We start from the raw sequence: 23,884 nt of genomic DNA on the forward strand, positions 1-23,884 counted from the left end.
ATTAAGCCACCCCTACCCTTTTCCGCTTCCTGAATCCTTTTAATTCAGTAATTTGAATAACGGATATTGCAGTACCGAAGATAATAATTGCACCAATTATAAATTTTTGCCAATATATTGGGACACCGATTAGAATCAGGCTATTAGTCACAATTATAAGTAATAAGGTACCTAATACACAGCCAGTCAGTGTTCCAACTCCTCCCATTAACCGTGTACCACCAAGAATGACAGCAGCAATAACAATCATTTCTTTCCCAGCAAATTCAGTTGGCAAGAAGTACGTTGTTTCAACGGAGTAGCAAACACCAGCTATAGCTGCTAAAGCACCACTGATTGTGAATACACCAAAACGAGTCTTCTTTACGCTAAATCCTGCTCTTTCTGCGGAAGTTTCATCCCCGCCTACCGCAAAAACTCCTCTTCCTGCCATAGTGAAATTCAGAAATAAGTAAGTCAGGATATACAAACCGACCGCTATAAGAAAAGTCATTGGCAGCGATGAGCCTAATCCGTTTCCTGTATTTGAAACACTTATGATAGATTGTTGTCCAAATTCAATCATTGATTCTGGTAATTTGATTCTTCCTGCTTCAAAAACCCCTAATAAAATCCCACTGAAAATGGACGTTGTCCCCAAAGTAACTATTAAACTCGGAAAGTTATATTTGGCAATTATGAAACCGTTAATAGCACCCATAAGTAGACCGAAGAAGATAGCTACTAGAAATACTATAAAGATCGGGCCTGAATATCCCGTAATAAAAACAAACTGTGTAGCCAAGTAACCACTTAATGCAGCGATTAAAGGGAAGGATACATCCGGGCCGGTACTAATAAAGGCCAAGTAAGCACATATCGCATAGATTAGTGGAACTGTCATAGAACGCAAGATATCCACGATGTTATTACTGGTAAAAAATTGTCCTGACTTACCCTGGATGAATAAGCTCAGTAGTAGTATGATTATCAATACGTAAAATTCAGGGCGTGTTGCAAGTTTCTTCAATGAATTTGATGAAAGTGTATTCATCATTAACACTCCTATCTTTTATATGTAATTAGCTAAAGTTGATGCGTTTAAGTCGTCCTCCTTCACTTCTGCTGTAATATGACCTTTTTGCATGACCAGAACACGATCACAAGTGCTAAGTAATTCCGTTACATCATCCGATTGAATGATGATTCCCATACCTTTGCCGGCAAGCTCACGTAGTAAATTATGAATATCATGTTTTGCTCCAATATCAACTCCCACAGTCGGCCCATTCAATATTAAAACCTTAGGCTCTGAAGCAATCCATCTTGCTAATAGCACTTTTTGCTGGTTACCACCAGATAGTGTTGAAACAGGGAATTCATCGTCCTTGGTTGCAACCCCAATATCACGAACCCACTTCTTTGACTCTTCATCCACGGAATCATTATTTACCAAACCTAGTTTGTTAGATAGCTGATCTAATCTCGTTACAACGATATTATTCTTTATGGACTGTGGTAAAAATAAACCTTCTGTCAATCGGTCCTCTGGGACTAGTGCAATTCCTAATTCCTGCGCTTTAGATGGATTTGGGATGACTACATTTTTATTTTCAATGAGAATTTCTCCTTCAAGCGGACGTAGCAGTCCAAATAATGCCAAGGACAGTTCCGTACGACCTGATCCAAGTTGTCCAGAGATACCGAGTATTTCACCTTTTCTTAATTGGAAACTAACATCACTAAACCCTTTTGCAGATAATTGTTTTGTTTCTAATATCGTTTCGCCGAGAGTCCTTGTTGCAGGTGCTTTATATGCTTCAAAGTAGCGTCCGGTCATATGATAACTAAATTTCTCTTCATCCATTTCTGACACTGGACATGAGATAACATTTCTCCCGTTTCGAAAAATCGTCACACTATCACAAATTTCAAATACTTCTTCTAATTTGTGTGAAACGAAAAGAATGGTTACACCTTCTTTTTTCAATTTATTTATAATTTCAAATAACCTTTTAACTTCTTTTTTAGTTAAGGCTGTTGTTGGTTCATCCATCACAATAAACTTCGCATTATCCAATAAAGCCCTAGATATTGCGATTAACTGCTTATCCGCTACCGGAAGTGTTTCCACTAATGCATCTAAATCAATATCAAAGTTGATCTTACTGACTGCTTCCTCTGCAATTCTTCTAAACTCTTTTTTGTTAACGAACTTTCTTTTGTTCGCCAAAACCTTGTTGAAAGCTAAGTTTTCAACAACTGTTAAATTTGGAAACACGGAGAAATCTTGATATATAATCTGTATACCTTGTTTTATAGCTTCAGATGGAGTCATTGAATTATACTTCTTCCCATTTATTTCAATTTCACCTGAATCTGGGCGGTGCACTCCTGAAATAACCTTGATAACTGTGGATTTTCCACAGCCGTTCTCTCCAGCTAAGCAATGAACCTCACCCTTCTTAATTTCAAGGTCAACACCCTTTAATGCATGAACACCCCCAAAAGATTTATGAATACCTTTAACAGATACTATTTTCTCTGACATATTGTCCCTCCTCAAATTTGGGCTACTATTATTGGTCAACTCCTCGTTGTTTTAAGATAAGCCTATATCTTAAAGATAAATGTCAGGAATGATCCTGAATTAAAAGAAATACCGCATTACCCTGCTCAAGAATTAATAGGATACGGTATTTCTCTTTGTTTTATCTTAAAAGCCTAGCTTTATTCTTAGAAGTCAAAGTCATCAATGTTATCAATATCAATTTCCAATGGAGCATTACCGACAATAACTTTGTTTGTACCTTCAATGATTGTAACGCTCTCATAACCAGTAACACCTAATCCAGAACCTTCTGTAATTTCCTCACCAGCCAAAATTTTAGCTGCAACAGAAACCATTGCATAACCAGCATCTTTTGGATCCCATAGAAGAAGTTTGTTAATTGTTCCTGCTTTTACATAGGAGTTAAGCTCGTTCGGGGTACCAACGCCAACGATGCTTACTTTTCCAGCTAATCCTAGTTCTTCGACAGCGTTAGCAACTCCTGGGATATCTGTAGAGGCAACTCCAGTGAACCCTTTTAAGTCAGGGTTTGCTTTTAAGATTTCTTTAGCTTTGTCATACGCTACACTAACACTTTCTTCTGATTCAGCACTCGGTACTTCTCCACCATTAATTAATTCCATATTAGGGTAATTCTCTTCTTGTCTAGCTTTCTGCGCATTGGCATATTCCATATGAGTCGTGCTAGTTGTATAACCAACCATCAATGCATACTTACCTTCTTCATCCATTAATTCTGCAACAGTATCCATTATCGTGTTACCAAATGCTTCTGATGTAAATGCTTCTACGTCATACAATGTATTTTCTTGGTTGGAAGCTTCATGCGTTACTACTGCAATCCCTTGAGATAAAGCATTTTTTAAAGATGCTTCAATTGCACCCGGATCGATAGGTACTACCGCTAGTGCATCTACACCTTGAGCGATTAAGTCTTCAATTACTTGTACTTGAGATGCAGCATCAGCATTAGCTGGTCCTCTTTGAATAACATTGATGTTCATCTCATCACCGTATTCATTAACTCCAATCTCCATCCGCTTGAACCAAGCTGCAGTGTTATCTTTCGTAACAACTCCAATTGTCCATTCAGATTTGTCTTTATCAGACTTATAGTTTGCTGGATTTAATAGATCCTCATTTGCAGCCCCATCTGTTCCAGATCCACTTGTTCCCCCATTTTCACTAGAACAAGCTGCTACAAAAAAGACCATTAATACAACTAAAAATAATGCTAAAGTATTTTTCTTCATCTTTTGACCCTCCTATTTTTCTAATATATTTTAATTCAGTTGTAAGAAGTGATTACAACTGCCTGTTAAGGCCTATTCAAGATTTGCATGGTTACCAAACATCTGGTCTGCATTTATTGATTTGGATTCCATAAGCTCCAAGATCAAGATATCCAAGCAAATCAGTAAAGACTGTTCAAAAAGCGTCCCCATCGGTTGAATGGAAGAAATCTTACTATTATTTGCTGACTTAGTTGGTGAAGGGATTCGTAATACTACATCAGCCATTCCCCCTAAAGTCGAATCTACTGAACTTGTTAGCGTTATCTGTTTCATGCCCAGCTTCTCAGCTTTGTTCGCATAGGTAATTAAGCTGCCCGTTTCACCAGACCCTGTACCTACTATTAATAAGTCTCCTTCTCTTGCACCCGGAGTGGTTGCGCTTCCAATTATATGAACAGGAAATCCTAAATGCATCAACCTCATTGCAAACGCTTCCATAATTAAGCCAGATCGACCAACACCCTTCACAAAAATGCGTGGGGCATTTCCTAAATACTCAGCAACTTTTTCAAACTGAGTTTCATCAATACTTTCCATTACCGAAGCAAGTTCAAATGTAACCGATTTCAAATTAGTTTTCAGCATTTCCACCCCTCATTGCTCTCCACATTCACTTAGTGATTACTGTTAAGTAGTACTATATAGATTATTGGCCTATTCTTGTAGGTGATAAAGTTCAGATTAGTCGGGTAATATTCGGTAATGAGAAAAAAATAAGGATTTAAAATAGAAAAGGGTGTCTCAAAAGGTTTACTGCTACCTTTTAAGACACCCTTTTTGCATGAGTGGTACCGAGACACTATTATTAAAGACTGCTAGGGATGACAAATGTAAGCTTGAGATTCCGAGCGGAGTTTAACTATTGGATATGTGACCGTTTGAAGTAATAGTCCCGATACTGAGAAGGGGAATATCCTTGCCACTTCTTAAATAGTTGACTAAAGTATTTCGCATCTTGGTATCCAACTGAACTAGAAATATCATAAATCTTAATATCAGGAATCTCCAATAACTCCTTTGCCTTTTCCAGACGTTTTTTTGTGATGTAATCCAGCACAGTTCTTCCAGTATTATTTTTAAAGTATTCGCAAAAGTAAGTAGGGTTCATATAAACATGATCCGCTATTTTCTTAACAGTGATATTTCCACTAAGATTATCATTAATCCATCGTTTAGCTTGATGGATGGAGTCTGATTGGGTTTGGGTCAATGATTGTATTTTATTCATCATGCTTATTATCCAGATTTCTGTTCTTTCCTTAAGCTCATTTAAACTAGCAGCTTGTTTTGTAATTTGCATAGCGTCCGTTAGTAAATAAGGATCTACACAATAACCATCGTTATCCATCCACATGTTAACTATTTTAATGAATAAATAGTGTATCCCCTCTTCTACCAATTTAGGTGATGATACCGTTTCAAGTTCAACAAAAAAGGATTGTAAACTCTCCATTACTTTTTTTTCATTTTGTTTCTCGATCCAATAAATGATTTGTTGGGTACATATGTATATACCAGAGGGAATTTCTGTTGGTTTTTGTTCCAAATCATTTTTTATTAAATCATATTGAAATATATTATTTCCGCCTTGTATAATTCGAAATTGTAAAAGAGATAATAATTGCTTTTTATAACTTGGCAATTGCATGATATCCTGAAATACATTACCAATAGAAACAGACGCAGTATAGGAAGTATAGTCATCTATATTCTGTTGCAGCTTTTTAATAAAATGGTCTATCAAGTTTGAAAAAGAATCCACTTCTGTTTGGACTTGTTCATTAAGCAACAGCCAATAGTTAAACTTACCGTTACGCCACCACCACGTTGATACATCTGAATTTCGAAATTCTATATCCAACGATTCTTCTATAATATTTTCAATAGCAAAGTTCCAAATCTCGTATTCTCCAGAGTCAAACTCCGCCGTTTTTGTTGTCACTTGATCAATACTTATATATACAAGCTTATAGTTACCTTTTGGAAATTTATCTTTCCAATTTAACATGGAGACATCTTTGTCTTCCATCCACGTCATCTCACTTAATAACTGTACTTGTTTAGTGTACGTTAGCCGTGAAGCTTTTTCATACACCACTTCCAATTCTTGTTGCTCTTCTCTTTTTTTCATAACCTTTTCCTTAACTACTTGTAGCTCCGTACGGAATTGTTCACGGTCTATAGGCTTTAGGATATAGTTTATTACACCTTCACGTATTGCACTTTGTAAATACTCAAAGTCATCAAAACCACTAATAAAAAAAGCAAAGAAAGAATGTGTTTTCTTCAATTCCCTCACAAACGTTAATCCATCCATCTCAGGCATTTTTACATCTGTTAAAACAAGGTCTACTTGTAAATGACTACTCAATATTGTTTCATAGGCTTCTTTTCCGTCTGAATAAGTGCCTATAACCTCCCATTCCTCTCCAAATGATTTTACTAACCGCTCAATTCCTCGGCGGATCCGGGCTTCGTCATCCACAATGATTGTCTTAATAGTCGTCATCTCCAATAACCTCCCTACTGCTTGCATACTTAACTACTTCATTTTCTTCAATCAATTTCGTTCGAATAATAACTTCCGTACCTTCATTAAGCGTACTACTCATGCTAACCCCATACTGGTCTCCAAACATTGTAGCGATTCTTGAATGTACATTGGTAATTCCATATCCAGAATCACGATTTACAATGGGATTAGATTTTAACAGCTGATATATCCTTTTCAATATGTCATGATGAATACCTGGTCCGTTATCCCGAACGACAAACAATAAATCTTCTTCTCCTGTTTCATTAATTTCCTTTTGAACATCAATACTTATAGTCAATTCTCTTCTATTTTCTAATCCGTATTTAATCGCATTTTCAACGATGGGCTGCAAAATAAATTTAGGTGTGTAGTAATAGTCACTATCTATTTGTTCGTTAATTTGAAAAGTAAGGCGGTCTTCAAATCTAAAGGTTTGAAGACTTAAATAATCACGAATATGCAGAACCTCTTTCGATATGGGAATGAATCGTTCCTTATTGCTAAGAGAAAAACGAAGCATTCTTCCTAAAATGGTTACCATGTCGACGACTACTTCTGTGTCTCCTTCCTCAACTGCCATACCAATTGTTTCTAAGGTATTGTACATAAAGTGTGGATTGATTTGTGATTCTAGTGCATATAACTCCGCATTCTTTTGTCTAAGTTCAATTTGATAATTCTTGCGTATAAGTTCCCTTAGTTGTGTAATCATAGAATCAAAATTTCGAGCAAGTACACCGACTTCATCGTTAGAATGAATAGGTATCTTCACTTTAAGATTCCCGCCCTCTACCTCATTCATCAGTCTGCTTAATTTTTTTATAGGCTTCGTAACGGTTAAAGCTAAATGTATGGAAATCACTGTTCCAATCAAGACCAGGATAATAAAAAATATAATAATGACTTCTGTCACAATGTCTGTTTTCTCGGTCAGGAATTTAGTTGGTATACTGTGGGCCAGAATCCAGTCCATATTTGTTGTTTCATCTACACTTATTACTGTGGCAACGCCAGATTCAGTAAAACGAAAACTACCATTGATAATTGGGAAATTAGTAATCCCTTCGTATGTTCTACCTATTTCATTTGAATCAGTATGATAGATTATTCTACCTTGTTTGTTCATGACCCAAATATCCGCTTTATTTTGATGATCCAAATTATTAAATACTCTTTCAATAAAAGATGTCTCAACGGCAATAAAAAGAGCACCAATCGTTTTTCGATTGTCGAAATCTATTATATTCTTCTTTAATAAAAAATAAGGTGGGTTACCTTGGAATTTTAGATTGCTTTGGTTTGGAGGCTGGAGATACATCCCTCCCTCCAAGGGTATCTCTTCATCACTTGTAAAATAGATATCTTTAATAGATCCCTCATAAGGGACACGAGAGCTTTCAAATACACGACCATTTGATACCAAGAACACTCCTACTATTTCGGAATTATTATTTAGAAATGTTCTGGAAAAAAAGGAATTTAAAATATACTGATCTCTATTAAACTGGGCGAGACTTTGAGCCCTCTCTTTCCTTAATATAGCCATAACATTTTCCGAGTTATAAATTAATTCAGGTAGTGCTGACATTTCCCTAAAATTATTTTCGATATTTTCATTCGATTGATGTAACAGTCTTGGGATATATTCCCCAATTTGTTCTTCCATTGACTTTGAATATTGGGAATAGGCGATGGAACCTATTAAGGCCATAGGAATAACCGTTAACATAACATAAGTGATGATTAATTTTGTAGATAAATGAAAATTTTTGAATGCAACTCTTTTCCATACATTAGAAATCATACTGATCTATATTATCCTTTGTAAAATCAACTGGTAATCCCATAATTACTGTATCACCCTTAACTTTAATAGCACCTACATTGGAAATAACTTGCCCGTCATATGGAAGCTTATCGTCTAAAAGATCCTTTGCTAAAATCACTGTCAAATATCCAAGTCTTTGAGGACTCCAAAATGTATTTACTTGGATGGTACCCTCTTTAATATGTTCCCTACTTAAGTTCGGAGTTGTTGTTCCGATAATGACAATTTCTCCATTTTTGTTAAGATCATTTACAGCTTCTGCTGATGCTGGAGGGTTAACCGTTGAAATTGCGAGAATCCCCGCTAAATCTGGATACTTTTCAATCATTATTTTTGAAGTTGTATAAGCCTTATCAATATTTTCATCTGTTGCAATGGTATCTATTAATTTCAAGTTTGGATAATACTCCTCGTTTTGAATTTTTATCCATTTAATCCAATCATTCAAATTAGCGGAATTCTCCGACCCTGTCAAAATGATATATTCACCTGACTCCTCTGTTCTCAGAGCTAAAGAATCCATTAAATGTCGTCCTAAAACTTCCGGATCAAGCATATTGATATAAAACTCTCTAAATTCAGGGTCGGTGTCTGAATCCCAAGTAATTATTTTTATCCCCTGATTTCTTGCTTTTAGTAAGGCAGGACCAATATTTTTTGGATCGTTAGCAGCAATTGCAATGACATCTACTTCATTTCTGATAAACTCTTCTATAATTTTTTCCTGACCTTCCCACGAAACATCTCTAGGTGCTCTGAAAATAACTTCCACTCCTATATCTTCTGCGGCTTCCAATACTCCTTCTTGAACAGCATTAAAGTAAGAAATACCGCTAATCTTGGATACTATGCCTATTTTATAAGAAGCTAGTAGTTCTTCTTTTAGTTCTTCCTCTAATACCTGCTGATTTTCACTACTATAAATAACTTCATATGGTGACTTCGTACTGCAGCTAGTGCAGATCATAAGCAAACACAACGTGATGAGAATTCTTACCATATTATCCTCCGCAATTTCAAAAATTTTAAAATAATCAGATAAATCTTCTTGTTTTAGTGCCAATCTCCTTATAATCGCACCTTATTCAGGTTTCGATCTACCATCGTGATAACGGTTTCATTGAAACTAAAAAATTTTAATAGTTACATTAAACTATTAATACAGTTCCATTTTGTTGGGGAATTCAGTTAATAAAATAATCACCCTATAAATCTTAGAAAAATGCACCCATCATTATATATCAAGTCTAGGATTGCAAACTAAATATTTCAAAAAAATCCACTTTTAGTCCCACCCTTATTTACTATAATATAACAAGCCTATATAAATAAAAATAGGGTTTTAAAGGAAGGGGTCTTAATATGACTCAGAATATAACAATAAATTTACATAGAATAAGAAGCGTAAGCCCTTACTGCTTCAAGCTTCTTCCTGGAATTGTGAAAAAATGTGAAGTTAATAATTATAGGAATTCATAATAAATAGACCACTTCTTTGGTTGAAGTAGTCTTCAAGAAGAATCAAAGGGACAGGCACCGTGACCCACTATAAATGGGTCAAGGAACCTGTCCCTTCTACACCAAAGGCTTAAACTCCACCACCGAAGACAGCTTAATCAAAGTAGATGGCTCTCCAAAAGGCAAAGTTGCATCAATGAATTCCTCAAGCACTTTCACCGATTCTGCAACCACCTTCACCAAATAACTATACTGCCCTGCCAATCGATGGCTCTCCACTACAACTGGATGATCTTTACAAAAATCCCTGAACTTCTTCCCTTGTTTGGTGTCAAACAGAATATATGCTGTCACATTCTTATCAAGTTTCTCAGGATCCACAATCGCCCTGTATCCCTTTATCACTTCTTTATCTTCAAGCTTTTTTACCCGCTCATTGGTTGCTGGGGTGGAAAGCCCAACCCTTTTCGCTAGTTCGGTCATCGATATTCGAGCATTTTCTTGAAGATGACTAAGGATACTTTGATCTATCTCATCCAAGCTACTTCCCTCCACGGCAATAAAATTTAAAGTAATTAACTATTATTATAATAAAATAGCATGCAATTTTCGCGAATAACCTTTAAAAGTTTATGTAAATAAAACAATCCACCCTATAAAATATAACTAACTTAAAGTAAGGGGGAGAACAACAAATGGAGATCTATCAAGCTACCTTGAAAGACCTAGAAGGTGCTGCAAATTTATTTAATATGTATCGTACTTTCTATCAACAAACACCAGATTTAGATGGGGCTAAGGCTTTCGTAAAAAATCGCTTAGAAAACGAGGATTCGGTTATATTCATTGCAAAATCCAATCAAAAATATGTCGGATTCACCCAACTCTACCCCACCTTCTCATCCATATCAATGAAACGAGCATGGATTTTAAATGACATGTTTGTAGATGCTAATGCCAGAAAACAAGGAGTCGGGGAACAACTTTTACAAAAAGCAAAGGAGTTTGCTAGTCAGACAGGTGCAAAAAGTATTACGTTAGAAACAACACCAGATAATGAAGTAGCCCAAGGATTATACAAAAAAAACGGGTATAAAAAGGATGATCAATTTTACCATTATTACCTGGAACTTGGAGAGGGCTAACCCCAGTAACTCCAGCCCATTCCTCCTTTCGCCGACTTCTACTGCTCTTCATGATTAATTCCATCCTTTTACATATCCCTAAAATCATTAACATATATTGGTATATGTTAATGATTAGGAGGGGAACGGATGGATGATTTCTTTTTAATTTTATCTCTTATTTCAATCTTAGCATTTCTTATTGGTATGATTAGACCCGGTATAGTATTATCATGGTCTCCCGAAGCCAAAAGAAAAAGAAAATATGTGGCGATGTATTTTGGAATTGCCACAGTAGCATTCTTTATTTTATTTGCAATAACCACACCTCCCACAAGCGAGAGTGCAGTTAAAAACGACGAGGAAATAGAGAAAAAAGAAGAAGGTGAAAAACAAGCTAAGAAAGAGGCCGAAGAGCAGGCCAAAAAAGAAGCCGAAGAGCTGGCCAAGATAGAGGCTGAAGAGCAGGCCAAGATAGAAGCTGAAGAACAAGCCAAGAAAGAGGCCGAAGAGCAAGCCAAGAAAGACGCCGAAGAACAAGCTAAGATAGAAGCTGAAGAGCAAGCTAAGAAAGACGCCGAAGAACAAGCCAAAAAAGAAGCCGAAGAGCAAGCTAAAAAAGACGCTGAAGAAGCAGCAAAAAATGCTGAAACCATGTCACAAACCCAAGCAGTTCAAATGGCTAATGACTACCTTAATTACACTGCATTTTCTAAAAGCGGCTTGATCGCACAGTTAGAATATGAAGGATTCAGTAATGCTGATGCTACTTATGCTGCAGATAAACTAAATGTAGACTGGCAAGCCCAAGCAGTTCAAACGGCTCAAAACTACCTAGATTACACTTCATTCTCAAGAACTGGCTTAATCGAACAACTAGAATTTGAAGGCTTCAGTAATGCTGATGCTACTTATGCAGTAGATAATCTCCAGGTAGATTGGCAAGCCCAAGCAGTTAAAATGGCTCAAAACTACCTAGATTACACTTCATTCTCCAGAAGTGGCTTAATCCAACAGCTAGAATTTGAAGGGTTCAGTAATGCTGATGCTACTTATGCCGTGGACGAAGTAGGGCTATAAAATAGTTCCTGGTTAGCGGACCCTGGTTCGTTCAATAACCCAGTAATATTGAACAATCGAGGTAATACCCTCAATCCCTCCCAACCAACACCAAAGAGACATGCCGATGCAGCATGTCTCTTCTGCTTCTGTAAGGAGAGCAAAATGGATCGGCGTGCCTGTCCCCCCGACTCTCTAATTACAAGGGACCTGTCCATGTCCTCATGTCTCTCTAACAGCCACAATCGGATTTCCTTCCTAAAAGCCTTAAATAAAATTCTATTTTTTTGAAATCGGAGTTGCGTGAATATCTGTTTCTGGCATCTCGGTTTCGGTTTTTTCTTCTCGAAGCTGCTTTTTCGTCATAAACTTCGTATGCTTCGGCAATTTTTTTCACGTCTGTACCATTATTGATCATTTCAACTAAATGATACAAATTGTTTCTTTCTAAAAGACGCATCAGCCTCTGCGTTCTCATATCATTCAAAAATGTTTGCCTCCTTCCTTATAGATCTAAAGCTTTCCACTTACTCAGGCTTAACAGTCACAACTATGTTTTGTGGACTTATGACCAGGGCAGCAGATGCAGAATGTCAGATCAATATCAATACCTCCCTGGCAAGTGGCTGTTGGTCCTCCCCCTTCACAACGAACCGATATCCGACAAAGATTTTCCACTGTTATCGCGCGTTCACCAAATAATCCACCAAATGGTCCCTCAACTGCAATAACTGGTACTTCAAACGATTTCCCGTCCCTTGTTTCAATAAGGGCGATTAGAGTACATTCTGTAAAATTTTCAATCGTAATGGACGCCTTGTTGTGATTATCAGTTGTATTTTGATAATACTCCACGGTTGTTCCATTGCATGGTTGAGCAACATCTATAAATATACTATGAAAATCAATAAAGCACTTATCCTTAGCTTCCTTTTTAGCAAATGAACACGCAGTATATCCGGAATGATACAATCCCATATGTTTCTCTCCTTTTTCTATACAATATTCACTTGCATTGTATGCGCCAATGGGAGGACATGTATAGGCGTGAGCCATTTCTTAACTATTTTTTGGTTGTGGGGACAGGTTCCTCGACCCGCTAATGATTAATCACAGGACAAGAATGGGTCACGGTGCCTGTCCTCCCCTTCACCTCATAAAACAGTAACATATCCCCAGAACACACACGCCCCGGGTTTCCCCAACACATGCTAAAAGCCTCATTTATCGTCATTTACACAATATTTACACAATTTTTAAACCTCCTGATGTACGCTATTTATGTACCGAAGCAACCATGAGGAGGAGAAACGGTTTGAATCAATTAAATAAAAAAGTCAGAGGCTTATTTATTTTCCTATTTGCTTTTACCCTTGCATGCTCCCACGCCGTACCTGATAAGATGAGCGCTGCAGGTTCGGGTACTTGTAGTTCTCCGTTTACTGTCAGTCAAGCAAACTCCAATCAAAACGGTTCTACTAAGACTGTTGAAGGTTATGTAGTGGGACAACCAACCGCAACCAATACAGTTGTTACGAGCAATTTTCCCAACGACTACGCATTAGCGTTAGCCGACAGCCCGTCTGAAACAGGCACATCCAATATGATTTATGTTCAAATCCCGTCTTCCTTCCGTTCAGACTATGGATTACAGAGCAACCCTGACCTAATGGGAAAAAAACTGAAGATCACTGGTTCTTTATCAGCTTACTTCTCTCATTCAGGTATCAAAAATACTTCTGCATATGAGGTAGTTGATGGAGAAGCAACGGACCCAACTGATCCTACTGACCCTCCACCAAGCTATGATCAGTATTACAGTTCTGCAGAAGGTAAAACAGGATCCGCATTAAAAATAGCGCTACATAACATCATCGACGATCACCAAACTCTAACCTATTCTGCAGTGTGGGATGCGTTGCGTCATACAGATGAAGACCCAGCAAACTCCAACAATGTCCTTTTACTCTATTCCAACCGTTCTCAATCCAAGTACACGAACGGGGGAGGAGTAGACGACTGGAACCGCGAGCACGTTTGGGCAAAATCCCACGGAGACTTCGGTACATCACAAGGCCCTGGAACAGACCTTCACCACCTGCGCCCAACAGATGTGACGGTTAACTCCTCCAGAGGAAACCTAGACTTTGATAACGGCGGAAGCCAGCATTCGGAAGCACCAGGAAACTATTATGACAGTGATTCCTGGGAGCCGCGTGATGAAGTAAAAGGCGACGTAGCACGCATGATCTTCTATATGGCAGTTCGCTATGAAGGAGACAGCGGGGAGCTAGATTTAGAGCTTAATAACTACGTAAACAACGGCAGTTCCCCTTACCACGGCAAACTGTTCGTCCTGCTACAATGGCACACAGACGACCCAGTGGATGCAAGAGAAATTCGCCGCAACAATATCATTTTCGAAAACTACCAAGGAAACCGCAATCCATTCATCGACCACCCAGAATTTGCGGAGATGATTTGGTAGAACTTATATTCATAAAAAGGCCCCATTTCATCGTGTAGAAATGAGGCCTTTTTACCAGAATGGTTCATTTTCATCTGTTTACTTTACATCATTCACCCTGCAACGTGGAGATGTATTCTTTCACCACTTCGTACACATATCCTTGGTTAGCTGCTGCTGTTTCCGGGTTGTATTTCCCTCCGTTAACCTTGTTATTGGATAGTATTCTTATGCCTAAGAATGCTGTATCATATGCGTCAGCGATTTGAGCAGCTGCGGCTCCTTCCATTTCTTCTACGGATGTACCGTATTTTTCATGGAACCATTTAATTCGATCTACTTCATTATTCCACACATCTGCAGAACCGATTGTCCCCTGAACAACTTTCCCTTCCGTATAGGTATCTATTACGGCATTGGCAGCTGCGAGCAGTTCTTTGTCTCCCTCATAGTAGCGAATCTTTTCGGCATTAGGATCTTCCCCTGCACTTCCTTCAGAAGCCATCAAGTCCATCGGTTTCCATACAGTTGGATCAATTCCTTCGTTTTCATCCTTATCCGCTGTCTTTAATGAACCAAGATTGGTCGTTCTTTCCCCTAAAACGATATCAAATACGTTTAGATCCGCATCATGTCCGCCTGATGTTCCTTGGTTGATGATGGCAATCGGATTGTATCTTTCAATCGCAACTGCAGTAGCTGCTGCCGTATTTTCCATCCCTTTACCGGTTTTTGCAACGATAACCGGGTAGTTATCTAAAGTCCCTATATAAAATACAAACGATCCTGATTTTTCTTCCTTTACGTTCTCCAGTCTATCTGCAAATTTTTCTGCTTCAATTGGCATCGGCCCTTGAACCATGATTGGCCGTTGCGTTTCCTTTTTCTTACCTGCTGATTGAGTCGTGGAACTGCAACCTGCAAATACCGACACTAATAGTACCGCAATCAATGTTAATGAAACGTATTTTCTTACCATAATGTTTTTCATAGTGATCTCTCCTAAGTAGTATTTTCTTGCTGCTCTGGTCAAAAGAAAAAGGCCTAGAAAATAGAATAATTTCTACCCTCTACACCTACGAGTCCAAGTATAAATAACGACACAGACATGTAGCCCTGCATCAAAATTTGGAATCAGCAAAAAAGCTGATTTTCCATATACTTCAAATCGTAGTCCAGTTCTTACATGGGAACCGGGTAGAGACACTCAGACCATATTACCGAGTATATACGAGTAAATATATTTAATTATACTACTTTCCTAATATAACAAACGCACATTGAATAATCAATTAAAATGCGAATAATAATTATAAATGACTTTAATAATGTTCGTTTTTAACCATATTTCAACTAAAATAAATTTGTTTTTTCTACTTCCCCCTTTAAAAAACTTTATATTAATAGTTAATCCACAAGCAGAGAAACTCCCAAACTTCCCCACCGATCCACTTAACCTAACATCTCTCTATATCCACTCATTAGAATAGAGGAGGTATGTCGATCTGTGAAGAATTTAGTAGATATCACCGTAAATTTTACTAAGCTCAGGTTATAATTGAAGTACCAGTTAAATGAAAACAAGAACAGAAATAATACAGGCTATTGCCTCTCAAAGCGAAGGATACTTAATGGCTGGTCATCTCATTCATAATGCGAAAAGGGATGTAGGCTTTCAAGTGGAAGTGTATGAACAAAAAGGACGCTTTCTCCTATGCGAGTCGAGAGACGTTTGATGATAGCCTATTAAGTGAAATTGAACAACATATCTTCACCGTTTATGTTATAGCAGATATAAACCGGTTCAAGGATCTCCTAGACGTAGTAGATGTCGGTGCAGGATTATTGAAATTTGGAGGTTTAGCTGTGAAGATTGAGACCACAGGGATCGCCTATACAAAAGAAGAATGGCATCAGCTCAACCGGGAACAAGAATACTTCCCCATTATATTCTCATTTTGTCACCCTAATTAGAGATGAAGATTATTACTTTTCATGTGGAATGAAAGCATTCGGGTTGCCAGATACCGTTATTCCCTCTTCCCTTCCATCTGAAGAAGCAGCCGACCTACTCTATAACGTCAATCTATATAGTATAGTGGAAAATCCTACTTTCAGAAGTGGCGAAACATTTAGCATAATACTCCCATATATACTATTGATTTAACCAATGATTCTAGGTATACGTGCAAGCGTACCTCTCCAATTTATCCTTTATCCATACCTTCAATTGCAGAAAGAAGATCTTGATAATATAATCAATGCTCTTTCTCTTCGTGTTCACTATTTACACAAAGTTCTTCCGCTATTTCTTGTATCCGTTGTATTGTAATTCCACCAACACCAAATAGACATGCTGCATCAGCATGTCTATTTGGTAATATGTTAACAAGAGACAATGGGTCGGCATGCCGCTTCACCATTATGGCTCACAGAAAAACTGCATTCTAGCTTTATCTTTACTCTTTGACATCACGGCATTTACATTATATTCAAACTCTAATTCAAAATCACCAGTTGTCCGCAAAATTACTATTAAATGATTAAACTTTAAAATAGTTTTCCTTTAGTAATCTTGGTATTTTCAATAAATTCACATACGAGACACTCGATTCTATCTTATTGTTGTCAACAAGATATAATTGTTCTTCGATTTCTTCGTGAACAGAATCTTTTTGATAAATCATTCCACAATTCAAACATTCAATAGATGGAATTGATGTAATTTCAATAGCTCTATTACCTGTTGGTAATTCCCACGATGCATTTTGTTTAGATAATAAAATATCATCTGATTCACACCACATACATTCCACTTTAATTCCCTCCATTTTTCTATTGATTTACCTTAACCTTTTGTTGTGCAAGCCATTTTTTCTCAACTAATTCATCTCTTTTTTCTCTGCCATCTTTTAGAGTCTCATGTTCAGGATCTGATTCATAGATTTTTCTGCGATTATTACGTTCTAAGTTTTCTGGAGTTATAGTTTTGACTTCATCATTCATTAAAGATGCAATCCCAACTGTACGGGATGTGTTTTCCATTTTGTATATTTCATTGAAGTACTCATCTGCCCTGCCCGGAACATAATTTTGAGGTTCTGGATATGAAGTAATGACGCCCTCAAAGTTTCGAAGAATTACTTTTCCCCCACCTTGTGAAATAACATAATTGGGTTGAACGGGGATTTTACCGCCACCACCCGGTGCATCAACAACAAAAGTAGGTACAGCATAGCCAGATGTATGGCCTCTCAGCCCCTCAATAATTTCAATTCCTTTTGAAATTGGTGCTCTAAAATGGCCGATTCCTTCTGATAAGTCGCATTGGTAAATATAATACGGGCGAACACGGATTTTCACCAAATCATGCATAAGCTTCTTCATAATACTAACGCTATCATTGATCCCCGCTAAAATAACAGCTTGGTTTCCTAATGGAATACCTGCATCAGCTAACATCTCGCATGCTTTTTTAGATTCCTCTGTTATCTCTACAGAGGTATTGAAATGAGTATTCAGCCATATCGGATGATACTTTTTCAATATATTACACAAGTTCTCCGTAATTCTTTGCGGAAAGACAACTGGTGCTCTTGTACCGATACGTATAATTTCCACATGTGGAATTGCGCGTAAATTCTTTATGATATACTCTAATACCTTGTCATTGATGAGTAAGCCATCTCCGCCTGAGATAAGAACATCACGAATTACAGGTGTTTCCTTAATATATTGAATGGCTTTATCAAGTTGTTTTTTCGGAACTCCCATACCGATTTGTCCAGAAAACCTTCGTCTTGTGCAGTAACGGCAATACATTGAGCATTGATTTGTAACCAGGAACAAAGCCCTATCTGGATAACGGTGCGTAAGTCCAGGAACCGGAGAATCCTCATCCTCATGAAGAGGATCTTCTAGGTCATAATTCGTCTTGTTTATTTCTGCTGATATTGGAATCGATTGCATCCGAATGGGACATCGAGGATCATCAGGATTCATTAATGATGCATAATATGGTGTTATGTTCAATGGAATCGTTTTCGTTGATATTCTTACACCCTCTTCCTCATCAGGAGTCAGATTAACAACTTTTTTTAAGTCTTCAACAGTGCGTATCGTATTCGTCAACTGCCAAATCCAATCATTCCACTTCTCTTCTGGTACATCCTTCCATAATTCTACTTCTTGCCAAGCTCTTTTGGGTTTATATAATTGATTATGCATTCGATTGATCGCCCTCCATTATTTATTAATTTGTTATATCTTCAACTCTTGTTATCATCCAATTTCGGCATTTTTCCTGTAACTTATTGCTAAGTCCAGACTGCTCTTATCACAGAAAACAAAAAGAAAAACCGAAATTCATCTCCCACTTTCACTGAGTTCCACCCAGTTCGTTTAAAAGGGGAGACTTCTTTCGGAGAGTAGGGTAAATCTTTCATAAATATCTTAAAGATACACGATTTATAATATTAGCCATTCTTACATAATCCCTTTTGATGAAAAAATGATTCCCTGTAAACAACTTATATTCACAAGCCTTTACAAAGATATCATTCCACTTATGAATCTTATCACTGTGTTCATCTTCTGCCGTATAGAGGATAGTAGCTCTGCAACTCAGCTTTTCAGATGATTTATCAAATTGATAGCTTTCAACAGAAGCAAAATCTGCTCTCATTATTGGAATGAAGTATTTAAGTAAATCTAGATTAATAGTTAAATCAGCTTCTATTCCACCATTATTTACTAATTTTTGAATAAACTTCTCGTCCTCTAACCCCAGTAAGTCTGAGGACATTTCATACATTGGTGGTTGAAAGGCTGCCAAAAATAAGTGTTCAGGTTTTTGTTTTAACCTCTTACTAGCTTCATAGGCTAATAAACTACCAAAACTATATCCTAATATCATATACTTCTCTTCTTTACTTATTTTAGACTTTATTTGATTTACCACATCTTCAACTACCTCATTAAAAGAATACAGTAATTTTTCATCAAATCTTGATCCTCTTCCAGATAACTCGATAGGTATTAAGTTGATATCTTTTTGTAAAAATGGTCGCAATTTATAATAGATTGTGGCAGAAGCACCTGCGTAAGGTAAACATAAAAGCGTTATGTTCTTCAAGACTATCCTCCCTAGTTGAGTTCTCTAATAAATCCAATTCCATTTACCTTTTTATTCACTTTTTCAGGATTTCCGCTATAACTTATACCCCCTATCCCATCAACCGAAGCATCTAGACTATTAGAAGCATACACACTACCGCTTCCAGTTCCTTCTAATTTAAATTTCATATCTTTCACTTTCATTTCCTTCCCTTGAAGTATAGAAGACCCTTGTATAAGGATATTAGCTGATTCTGCATTTCCCGAAAGAGTTATATTGCCCGCACCTAGCAGATCTAAATTAAATTCCTTTACATTTTCACTTCTTATTTCACCACTGATTCCCGATTCAAATACTCCCCTAAACTTTTCAATGGAATCTACAAAGATGTCCAAATTAAAATTACCTTGATCGATATATATTGAATCTATCGGAACACCAAATTTAATGACCAGATTTCCGCCTGTATCTAAATTCCTTTTATCACTTTTTATTGTAATAACTTTTTTACCTTCATCTACTGATACAGAAATAGATTTTGCATTAGTACCTGTAACTTCGTATAATTCACCAAGGTCTTTATCGAATACTATATCTCCCACTAAGTTGGACTTCTTATTTTTCACCTTATTTATAATAATAGAGTAACTTTCCATATTTACCCTATCCCTCGTATCTACCTTCGAATTACTAGTAGAACACGCTGTTAACATAACAGTAATCGGTATTATCATTAGTATGATTTTTTTGTATTTTTTCATTGTTTTACACCTTAGCTAGCTCATCACTTAATTTACAAAGCGAATAAAACTCTCCCTTTCGTTGTAATAATTCATTGATATTACCCATTTCAGAAACCTTACCGTCTTTCAACATGATAATACAGTCATAATTTGCTAGTAGTTCTTCATCTATTTTGTGAGTGATAGCAATTCTTGTCATATCCATAAGATTGCTAAGGGAATTCTCCAAATCCCTAGTTGTCTTTAAGTCTAAGGCCGAAGTAGCTTCGTCCATAAGCAATATTGGTGGTTCCTTTAACAATGCCCTTGCAATTGAAATTCTTTGTCTTTCACCACCTGATAATTCTACGCCTCCTTCTCCACATAGCGCCTTTATTCCTCCTCTTTCTTCAAGGAAAGAATCCATACTTGCGTTCTTTATAGCAAATTTAAGTTGATCTTCTGGCCACTCTTTATAAAGTTTAATATTTTCTTCAATGCTATCATCAAAAACAAATGTATCTTGTTGAACAATGCTATATAACTGCGTCAATGCTTTTTCATCAACATCACGTATTTCAACATCATCGATAAAGATATTTCCTTCAAACGAATCATAATTGCCTGCTAGAATTTTAAGTAATGTAGACTTTCCACTACCACTCAGACCAACGATTGCATATGTTTTCCCTTTCTCAAAAACTAAATCAATATTTTCTAAAATACTTTGACCATTAGATTTAAAAGCAAAACTTAAATTTTCTACTCTAATGCTATGTTCTAAATTGGTTTTATGAATTTTAAGTCCTGATGATGGTTCTTTCTTCAATAAGTCATTAGAGTTTTCTAGTAACTGTAAGCTTGCATTTCTTTTAGCTAAAGATGAAACCACATCATTTATAGGAGAAGTTACATTGTTAAGAAGCTGCACAAATGCAAGAATCCCACCAATTGTCATTTGCCCCTGTATAGTTAACCATGCACCTGCAACAAAAAGTATCAGTACAATAATAACAGTGCTATTATGAGTTAATGACATTACAATCCCAAGTAACACATGATACTTTTTCTTGGCACTTTCTTGCTGCTCTACTTTTCCTTCAGATAAATTAAGTATCTCATCTTCAACATTAAAGCTTTTTATTACTGGATATCCAGTAAGAATATCCTTAATAAATGAAGTAAATAAACCATTATTTACTGAAACATTGTTTTGGGCGTTGACTAACTTTTTATTGAATATAGCTGAAACTATTAATGGTAGTACACATGATAACAATACACATATAGCTAATTTCCAGTTGATGTAAAACATAAGAGCTATACCGAAAACGATCATGGCACTTTGTGATATTAGGCGAATGGTTCCTCTAATATAATCTTGCTCGATAATGGTCATATCATTATTTAGTATCGAGATATAGTTCCCGGTTTTCTCATTATTAAAATCTTTCATTTTTAAATTGAAAATCTTTTCTGTTACTACCTTTTTTAAATTCGTCATTGCTTTTTTAGTAAATGTATTTACGGTAATGATTTCTACCATATTGACTAAGATATTTACTAGAATATATATGATAGAAATAATGATTAAGCTATATAATTCGTGAAGCCCTCCCTCAATACCTGAGTCAATAAATTGTTGTAATATAAGGGCTACACCTACGCTTAAAAGGTAGGATATTATTGAAAAAGATACAGCTAGAAAATACATAACTTTATTCTTTTCGAATATAAAATCCTTTAGCTTTTTCTCATTATATTCGGGGGATCTTTTTAATCCTCTTTTAATTAGTCCCCCCTTAACCATTTGCTCCTATCCCTTCCATTAATTGATTTAATAAATCCACTTCTTCATCTAGGAATTCTACGGCACTTACTTCTTCTATCATATTTATTCTTTCTTTTGGCATATAGTCGGAGTTTGCAAAATCATAAAGATCTTCAAAAGCATCTAAAAAGTATTTTTCAAAGCTCTCCATATTTTCTTGACTTATAAATAGATGATCATAATAATTCGTAAATACGACTCTGCCCTTAATATATGCGCCATTTATTGTCAAAGGATGAAACAATCTATTCATATCATCTATATCAAATTGATTAAATGTATTTGAAAATGTAATACCTTTTAGCTCATGATTTTCCAGAGAAGTTTCTCCTAAGAAGTTAAAGATTATATCCCCATCTATGTTTAGTGAATCATTATGATGTAGATACTTTAATATTCCATAGGACATTCCCTGGTTCGGAACCTTTAAAAAACTCCTTCTGATATCCATTATTGCTTCATAAATATTTGAACTAGGTTTCAATAATATTGGATATATATTTGTAAACCAGCCTACGGTTCTATTAATATTTATGTTCTTATGGAGTTCTTCTCTACCATGGGATTCCACCTCTAGTACATAACTTGATACATTCCTCCATTTGTTTAGGGCTATGTTTAATATTGTTATAAAGAATTCGTTAGTTTCAATACCAAATATCTTCTGATATTGCATGATCATTTTGGTGCACTTTTCTTTGGGAATTTCAAAACTTGATACGCCTAATCTCTTTTTACCAATGTATTTTTCTTCTGTTATTGGTTTAAAGAACAATCTGTCTGTAAATTTCGTTTCATAGACGATATCTTTCCAGTGTTTTTCATCGTGGTGAATATAATGGCTTTGTCCAAATTCCTTTAAGCTTTCCACCCATTCCGCGTACGAAGCTGTCTTTTTAGGCAATGCAACGTTTTTGTCTGCAGCCAACTGATTATATACTGTAAAGATATCCACCACTAATATCCTCCAGGAAACACCGTCTACAGCTAGATGATGTACACAAATCATTAAATAATCCTTTGTCTTAGTATGAAATAATATTGCATGAAGCAATGGTTCATTTTGTATATTCATAGCGCTTTGCTCATATTTCATAATTTTTTCAATTTCTTCTTTTGTGTCTTCTTCTACAAATTCTTCTCTGAAGACTATTAATTCCTCTCTTTCATCAATGGATGTAATCCTTTGATAAGGATCATATATGACTCTTAACATATCATGATGTTTTACAATTTCATTTAATGCATTCCTTAAAATATCTGCCTTTAAAGGCGCATCCATTTCTAAAACGATGGATTGATTAAAGTGATTTGTATTTTTTAAATCTAATTGAAGGAATCTACTCTGTATGGGTGATAAAGTGACTTCTCCAGATAATGGATCCTGACTATATTCATCAATTTCTTTTCCAATAACATTTGAATTGTAGATATTCCCCACTGTTTGATGTTTCATAATGTCCTTGATTGTAAGTCTATATCCTAGTTCTCTAATTATGGAGGATACTTGGATTGCTTTTATAGAATCTCCACCTAATTCAAAGAAACTATCATGTAGCCCTACAGACTCTACACCTAAAACTTGTTCAAAGCTTGCAGCTATCATCTTTTCAATCTCTTCTGTTGGGGCAATATAGTCATCTTGCCTTTCAAATCCAATATCCGGCAACGCCTTTTTATCGGTTTTCCCGTTTACAGTTAAAGGGATCTCATCTATTGCCATCATATAGGATGGTATCATGTACTCTGGTAATTCTTTTCTAGCACCTTCTTTTATAGCTGCTAGATCTAGCGCTTCGTTTTCTTTCATCACCACATAAGCGAAAAGGGCTTGAACTCCTTCGTCCAGTTCTTTTGCGAGGACTACGGTTTCTTTTACTCCTGCCTGTTTGTTGAA

At 36.4% G+C, this 23,884-nt stretch carries 23 protein-coding genes and 1 riboswitch; of the genes, 5 read left to right on the top strand and 18 right to left on the bottom strand.

The features are described from left to right. Position 1: 1 nt before the first annotated feature. The 8 genes from AB685_RS16755 to AB685_RS16790 form a co-directional block, all read right to left on the bottom strand. Entirely contained in the window at positions 2-1,036 is a 1,035-nt protein-coding gene (locus tag AB685_RS16755) for an ABC transporter permease (RefSeq protein ID WP_198530527.1), read from the bottom strand. A gap of 15 nt (positions 1,037-1,051) precedes the next feature. Further along, the gene (locus AB685_RS16760; protein WP_047971720.1) at positions 1,052-2,530 is read right to left on the bottom strand and encodes a sugar ABC transporter ATP-binding protein; all 1,479 of its coding nucleotides are present in this window, start codon (positions 2,528-2,530) and stop codon (positions 1,052-1,054) included. Between the two features lie 185 nt (positions 2,531-2,715). Further along, a complete protein-coding gene (locus tag AB685_RS16765; RefSeq protein WP_047971721.1) occupies positions 2,716-3,804 on the bottom strand; it encodes a substrate-binding domain-containing protein in 1,089 nt (362 codons plus the stop codon). Positions 3,805-3,876: 72 nt separating this feature from the next. Then, positions 3,877-4,431: a 6-phospho-3-hexuloisomerase gene (hxlB, locus tag AB685_RS16770; RefSeq protein WP_047971722.1), complete on the bottom strand. Its 555-nt coding sequence runs from the start codon at positions 4,429-4,431 to the stop codon at positions 3,877-3,879. 274 nt (positions 4,432-4,705) lie between these two features. Further along, positions 4,706-6,355, bottom strand: a complete 1,650-nt coding sequence (locus tag AB685_RS16775; RefSeq protein WP_047971723.1) for a response regulator — start codon at positions 6,353-6,355, stop codon at positions 4,706-4,708. Beyond that, the gene (locus tag AB685_RS16780) at positions 6,342-8,186 is read right to left on the bottom strand and encodes a sensor histidine kinase (protein ID WP_047971724.1); all 1,845 of its coding nucleotides are present in this window, start codon (positions 8,184-8,186) and stop codon (positions 6,342-6,344) included. Before AB685_RS16780 ends, AB685_RS16775 begins: the two co-directional genes overlap by 14 nt. Further along, entirely contained in the window at positions 8,176-9,273 is a 1,098-nt protein-coding gene (locus AB685_RS16785; protein ID WP_053073856.1) for an autoinducer 2 ABC transporter substrate-binding protein, read from the bottom strand. The genes AB685_RS16780 and AB685_RS16785 overlap by 11 nt, the downstream gene beginning before the upstream one ends. A 512-nt stretch (positions 9,274-9,785) precedes the next feature. Further along, positions 9,786-10,208 (bottom strand): Lrp/AsnC family transcriptional regulator, encoded by a 423-nt coding sequence (locus tag AB685_RS16790; RefSeq protein WP_047971725.1) that lies wholly within the window; start codon positions 10,206-10,208, stop codon positions 9,786-9,788. A 155-nt stretch (positions 10,209-10,363) separates the two neighbouring features. On the opposite strand from AB685_RS16790, the gene AB685_RS16795 reads away from it, so the two are divergent. Continuing rightward, positions 10,364-10,813: a GNAT family N-acetyltransferase gene (locus AB685_RS16795; protein WP_047971726.1), complete on the top strand. Its 450-nt coding sequence runs from the start codon at positions 10,364-10,366 to the stop codon at positions 10,811-10,813. Positions 10,814-10,942: 129 nt separating this feature from the next. Next, positions 10,943-11,872, top strand: a complete 930-nt coding sequence (locus AB685_RS16800) for an Ltp family lipoprotein (RefSeq protein ID WP_082153673.1) — start codon at positions 10,943-10,945, stop codon at positions 11,870-11,872. Positions 11,873-12,083: 211 nt separating this feature from the next. Here AB685_RS16800 and AB685_RS16805 read toward each other — a convergent pair whose 3' ends face one another. Further along, a complete protein-coding gene (locus AB685_RS16805; protein ID WP_047971727.1) occupies positions 12,084-12,338 on the bottom strand; it encodes a hypothetical protein in 255 nt (84 codons plus the stop codon). A 50-nt stretch (positions 12,339-12,388) separates the two neighbouring features. Further along, positions 12,389-12,829 carry an S-Ena type endospore appendage gene (locus tag AB685_RS16810; RefSeq protein WP_047971728.1) on the bottom strand — a complete coding sequence of 147 codons (441 nt, stop codon included), beginning with the start codon at positions 12,827-12,829 and terminating at the stop codon, positions 12,389-12,391. 424 nt (positions 12,830-13,253) lie between these two features. On the opposite strand from AB685_RS16810, the gene AB685_RS16815 reads away from it, so the two are divergent. Beyond that, a complete protein-coding gene (locus AB685_RS16815; RefSeq protein WP_241773326.1) occupies positions 13,254-14,339 on the top strand; it encodes an endonuclease in 1,086 nt (361 codons plus the stop codon). Positions 14,340-14,427: 88 nt separating this feature from the next. Here the strand turns inward: AB685_RS16815 and AB685_RS16820 are convergent, their stop codons facing one another. After that, positions 14,428-15,309, bottom strand: coding sequence for a 5'-methylthioadenosine/S-adenosylhomocysteine nucleosidase (locus AB685_RS16820; protein WP_047971729.1), 882 nt, complete (start codon positions 15,307-15,309; stop codon positions 14,428-14,430). A gap of 160 nt (positions 15,310-15,469) precedes the next feature. After that, a riboswitch (purine riboswitch) is annotated at positions 15,470-15,572 on the bottom strand. A 435-nt stretch (positions 15,573-16,007) separates the two neighbouring features. Here AB685_RS16820 and AB685_RS29800 point away from each other — a divergent pair. Together AB685_RS29800 and AB685_RS30430 are read left to right on the top strand one after the other, a co-directional pair. Continuing rightward, positions 16,008-16,292 (top strand): hypothetical protein, encoded by a 285-nt coding sequence (locus tag AB685_RS29800; protein WP_053073857.1) that lies wholly within the window; start codon positions 16,008-16,010, stop codon positions 16,290-16,292. A gap of 28 nt (positions 16,293-16,320) precedes the next feature. After that, positions 16,321-16,485 carry a DUF4261 domain-containing protein gene (locus tag AB685_RS30430; RefSeq protein WP_082153675.1) on the top strand — a complete coding sequence of 55 codons (165 nt, stop codon included), beginning with the start codon at positions 16,321-16,323 and terminating at the stop codon, positions 16,483-16,485. Positions 16,486-16,576: 91 nt separating this feature from the next. On the opposite strand, the gene AB685_RS31355 is transcribed toward AB685_RS30430, so the two are convergent. The 7 genes from AB685_RS31355 to AB685_RS16855 form a co-directional block, all read right to left on the bottom strand. After that, on the bottom strand, positions 16,577-16,741 hold the full coding sequence (locus AB685_RS31355; protein WP_157860732.1) for a hypothetical protein: 165 nt from the start codon (positions 16,739-16,741) through the stop codon (positions 16,577-16,579). 120 nt (positions 16,742-16,861) lie between these two features. Next, positions 16,862-17,125, bottom strand: coding sequence for a YokU family protein (locus AB685_RS16830; RefSeq protein WP_082153682.1), 264 nt, complete (start codon positions 17,123-17,125; stop codon positions 16,862-16,864). A gap of 28 nt (positions 17,126-17,153) precedes the next feature. Beyond that, positions 17,154-18,545 carry a lysine 2,3-aminomutase gene (ablA, locus tag AB685_RS16835; protein ID WP_047971730.1) on the bottom strand — a complete coding sequence of 464 codons (1,392 nt, stop codon included), beginning with the start codon at positions 18,543-18,545 and terminating at the stop codon, positions 17,154-17,156. A 214-nt stretch (positions 18,546-18,759) separates the two neighbouring features. Beyond that, the gene (locus AB685_RS16840; protein WP_047971731.1) at positions 18,760-19,452 is read right to left on the bottom strand and encodes a thioesterase domain-containing protein; all 693 of its coding nucleotides are present in this window, start codon (positions 19,450-19,452) and stop codon (positions 18,760-18,762) included. A gap of 11 nt (positions 19,453-19,463) precedes the next feature. Further along, complete coding sequence (locus AB685_RS16845) at positions 19,464-20,195, bottom strand: DUF2807 domain-containing protein (RefSeq protein WP_047971732.1); 732 nt, start codon at positions 20,193-20,195, stop codon at positions 19,464-19,466. Positions 20,196-20,199: 4 nt separating this feature from the next. Beyond that, on the bottom strand, positions 20,200-21,966 hold the full coding sequence (locus tag AB685_RS16850; protein ID WP_047971733.1) for an ABC transporter ATP-binding protein: 1,767 nt from the start codon (positions 21,964-21,966) through the stop codon (positions 20,200-20,202). Continuing rightward, positions 21,959-23,884: condensation domain-containing protein (locus AB685_RS16855; protein ID WP_047971734.1), on the bottom strand; the 1,926-nt coding region annotated here is incomplete at its 5' end. The genes AB685_RS16855 and AB685_RS16850, both read right to left, overlap by 8 nt.

The organism is Bacillus sp. LL01, from assembly GCF_001037965.1.

Coding starts and splice junctions, on each gene's coding strand:
- AB685_RS16800 (WP_082153673.1), top strand. CDS start 10,943: ATGGATGATTTCTTTTTAATTTTATCTCTTATTTCAATCTTAGCATTT.
- AB685_RS16765 (WP_047971721.1), bottom strand. CDS start 3,804: ATGAAGAAAAATACTTTAGCATTATTTTTAGTTGTATTAATGGTCTTT.
- ablA (WP_047971730.1), bottom strand. CDS start 18,545: ATGCATAATCAATTATATAAACCCAAAAGAGCTTGGCAAGAAGTAGAA.
- AB685_RS31355 (WP_157860732.1), bottom strand. CDS start 16,741: ATGGTGAAGCGGCATGCCGACCCATTGTCTCTTGTTAACATATTACCA.
- AB685_RS16775 (WP_047971723.1), bottom strand. CDS start 6,355: ATGACGACTATTAAGACAATCATTGTGGATGACGAAGCCCGGATCCGC.
- AB685_RS16850 (WP_047971733.1), bottom strand. CDS start 21,966: ATGGTTAAGGGGGGACTAATTAAAAGAGGATTAAAAAGATCCCCCGAA.
- AB685_RS16755 (WP_198530527.1), bottom strand. CDS start 1,036: ATGATGAATACACTTTCATCAAATTCATTGAAGAAACTTGCAACACGC.
- AB685_RS30430 (WP_082153675.1), top strand. CDS start 16,321: ATGAAAGCATTCGGGTTGCCAGATACCGTTATTCCCTCTTCCCTTCCA.
- AB685_RS16760 (WP_047971720.1), bottom strand. CDS start 2,530: ATGTCAGAGAAAATAGTATCTGTTAAAGGTATTCATAAATCTTTTGGG.
- AB685_RS16845 (WP_047971732.1), bottom strand. CDS start 20,195: ATGAAAAAATACAAAAAAATCATACTAATGATAATACCGATTACTGTT.
- AB685_RS16830 (WP_082153682.1), bottom strand. CDS start 17,125: ATGTGGTGTGAATCAGATGATATTTTATTATCTAAACAAAATGCATCG.
- AB685_RS16795 (WP_047971726.1), top strand. CDS start 10,364: ATGGAGATCTATCAAGCTACCTTGAAAGACCTAGAAGGTGCTGCAAAT.
- AB685_RS16815 (WP_241773326.1), top strand. CDS start 13,254: ATGAGCGCTGCAGGTTCGGGTACTTGTAGTTCTCCGTTTACTGTCAGT.
- AB685_RS16810 (WP_047971728.1), bottom strand. CDS start 12,829: ATGGGATTGTATCATTCCGGATATACTGCGTGTTCATTTGCTAAAAAG.
- AB685_RS29800 (WP_053073857.1), top strand. CDS start 16,008: ATGAACAAAAAGGACGCTTTCTCCTATGCGAGTCGAGAGACGTTTGAT.
- hxlB (WP_047971722.1), bottom strand. CDS start 4,431: ATGCTGAAAACTAATTTGAAATCGGTTACATTTGAACTTGCTTCGGTA.
- AB685_RS16820 (WP_047971729.1), bottom strand. CDS start 15,309: ATGAAAAACATTATGGTAAGAAAATACGTTTCATTAACATTGATTGCG.
- AB685_RS16780 (WP_047971724.1), bottom strand. CDS start 8,186: ATGATTTCTAATGTATGGAAAAGAGTTGCATTCAAAAATTTTCATTTA.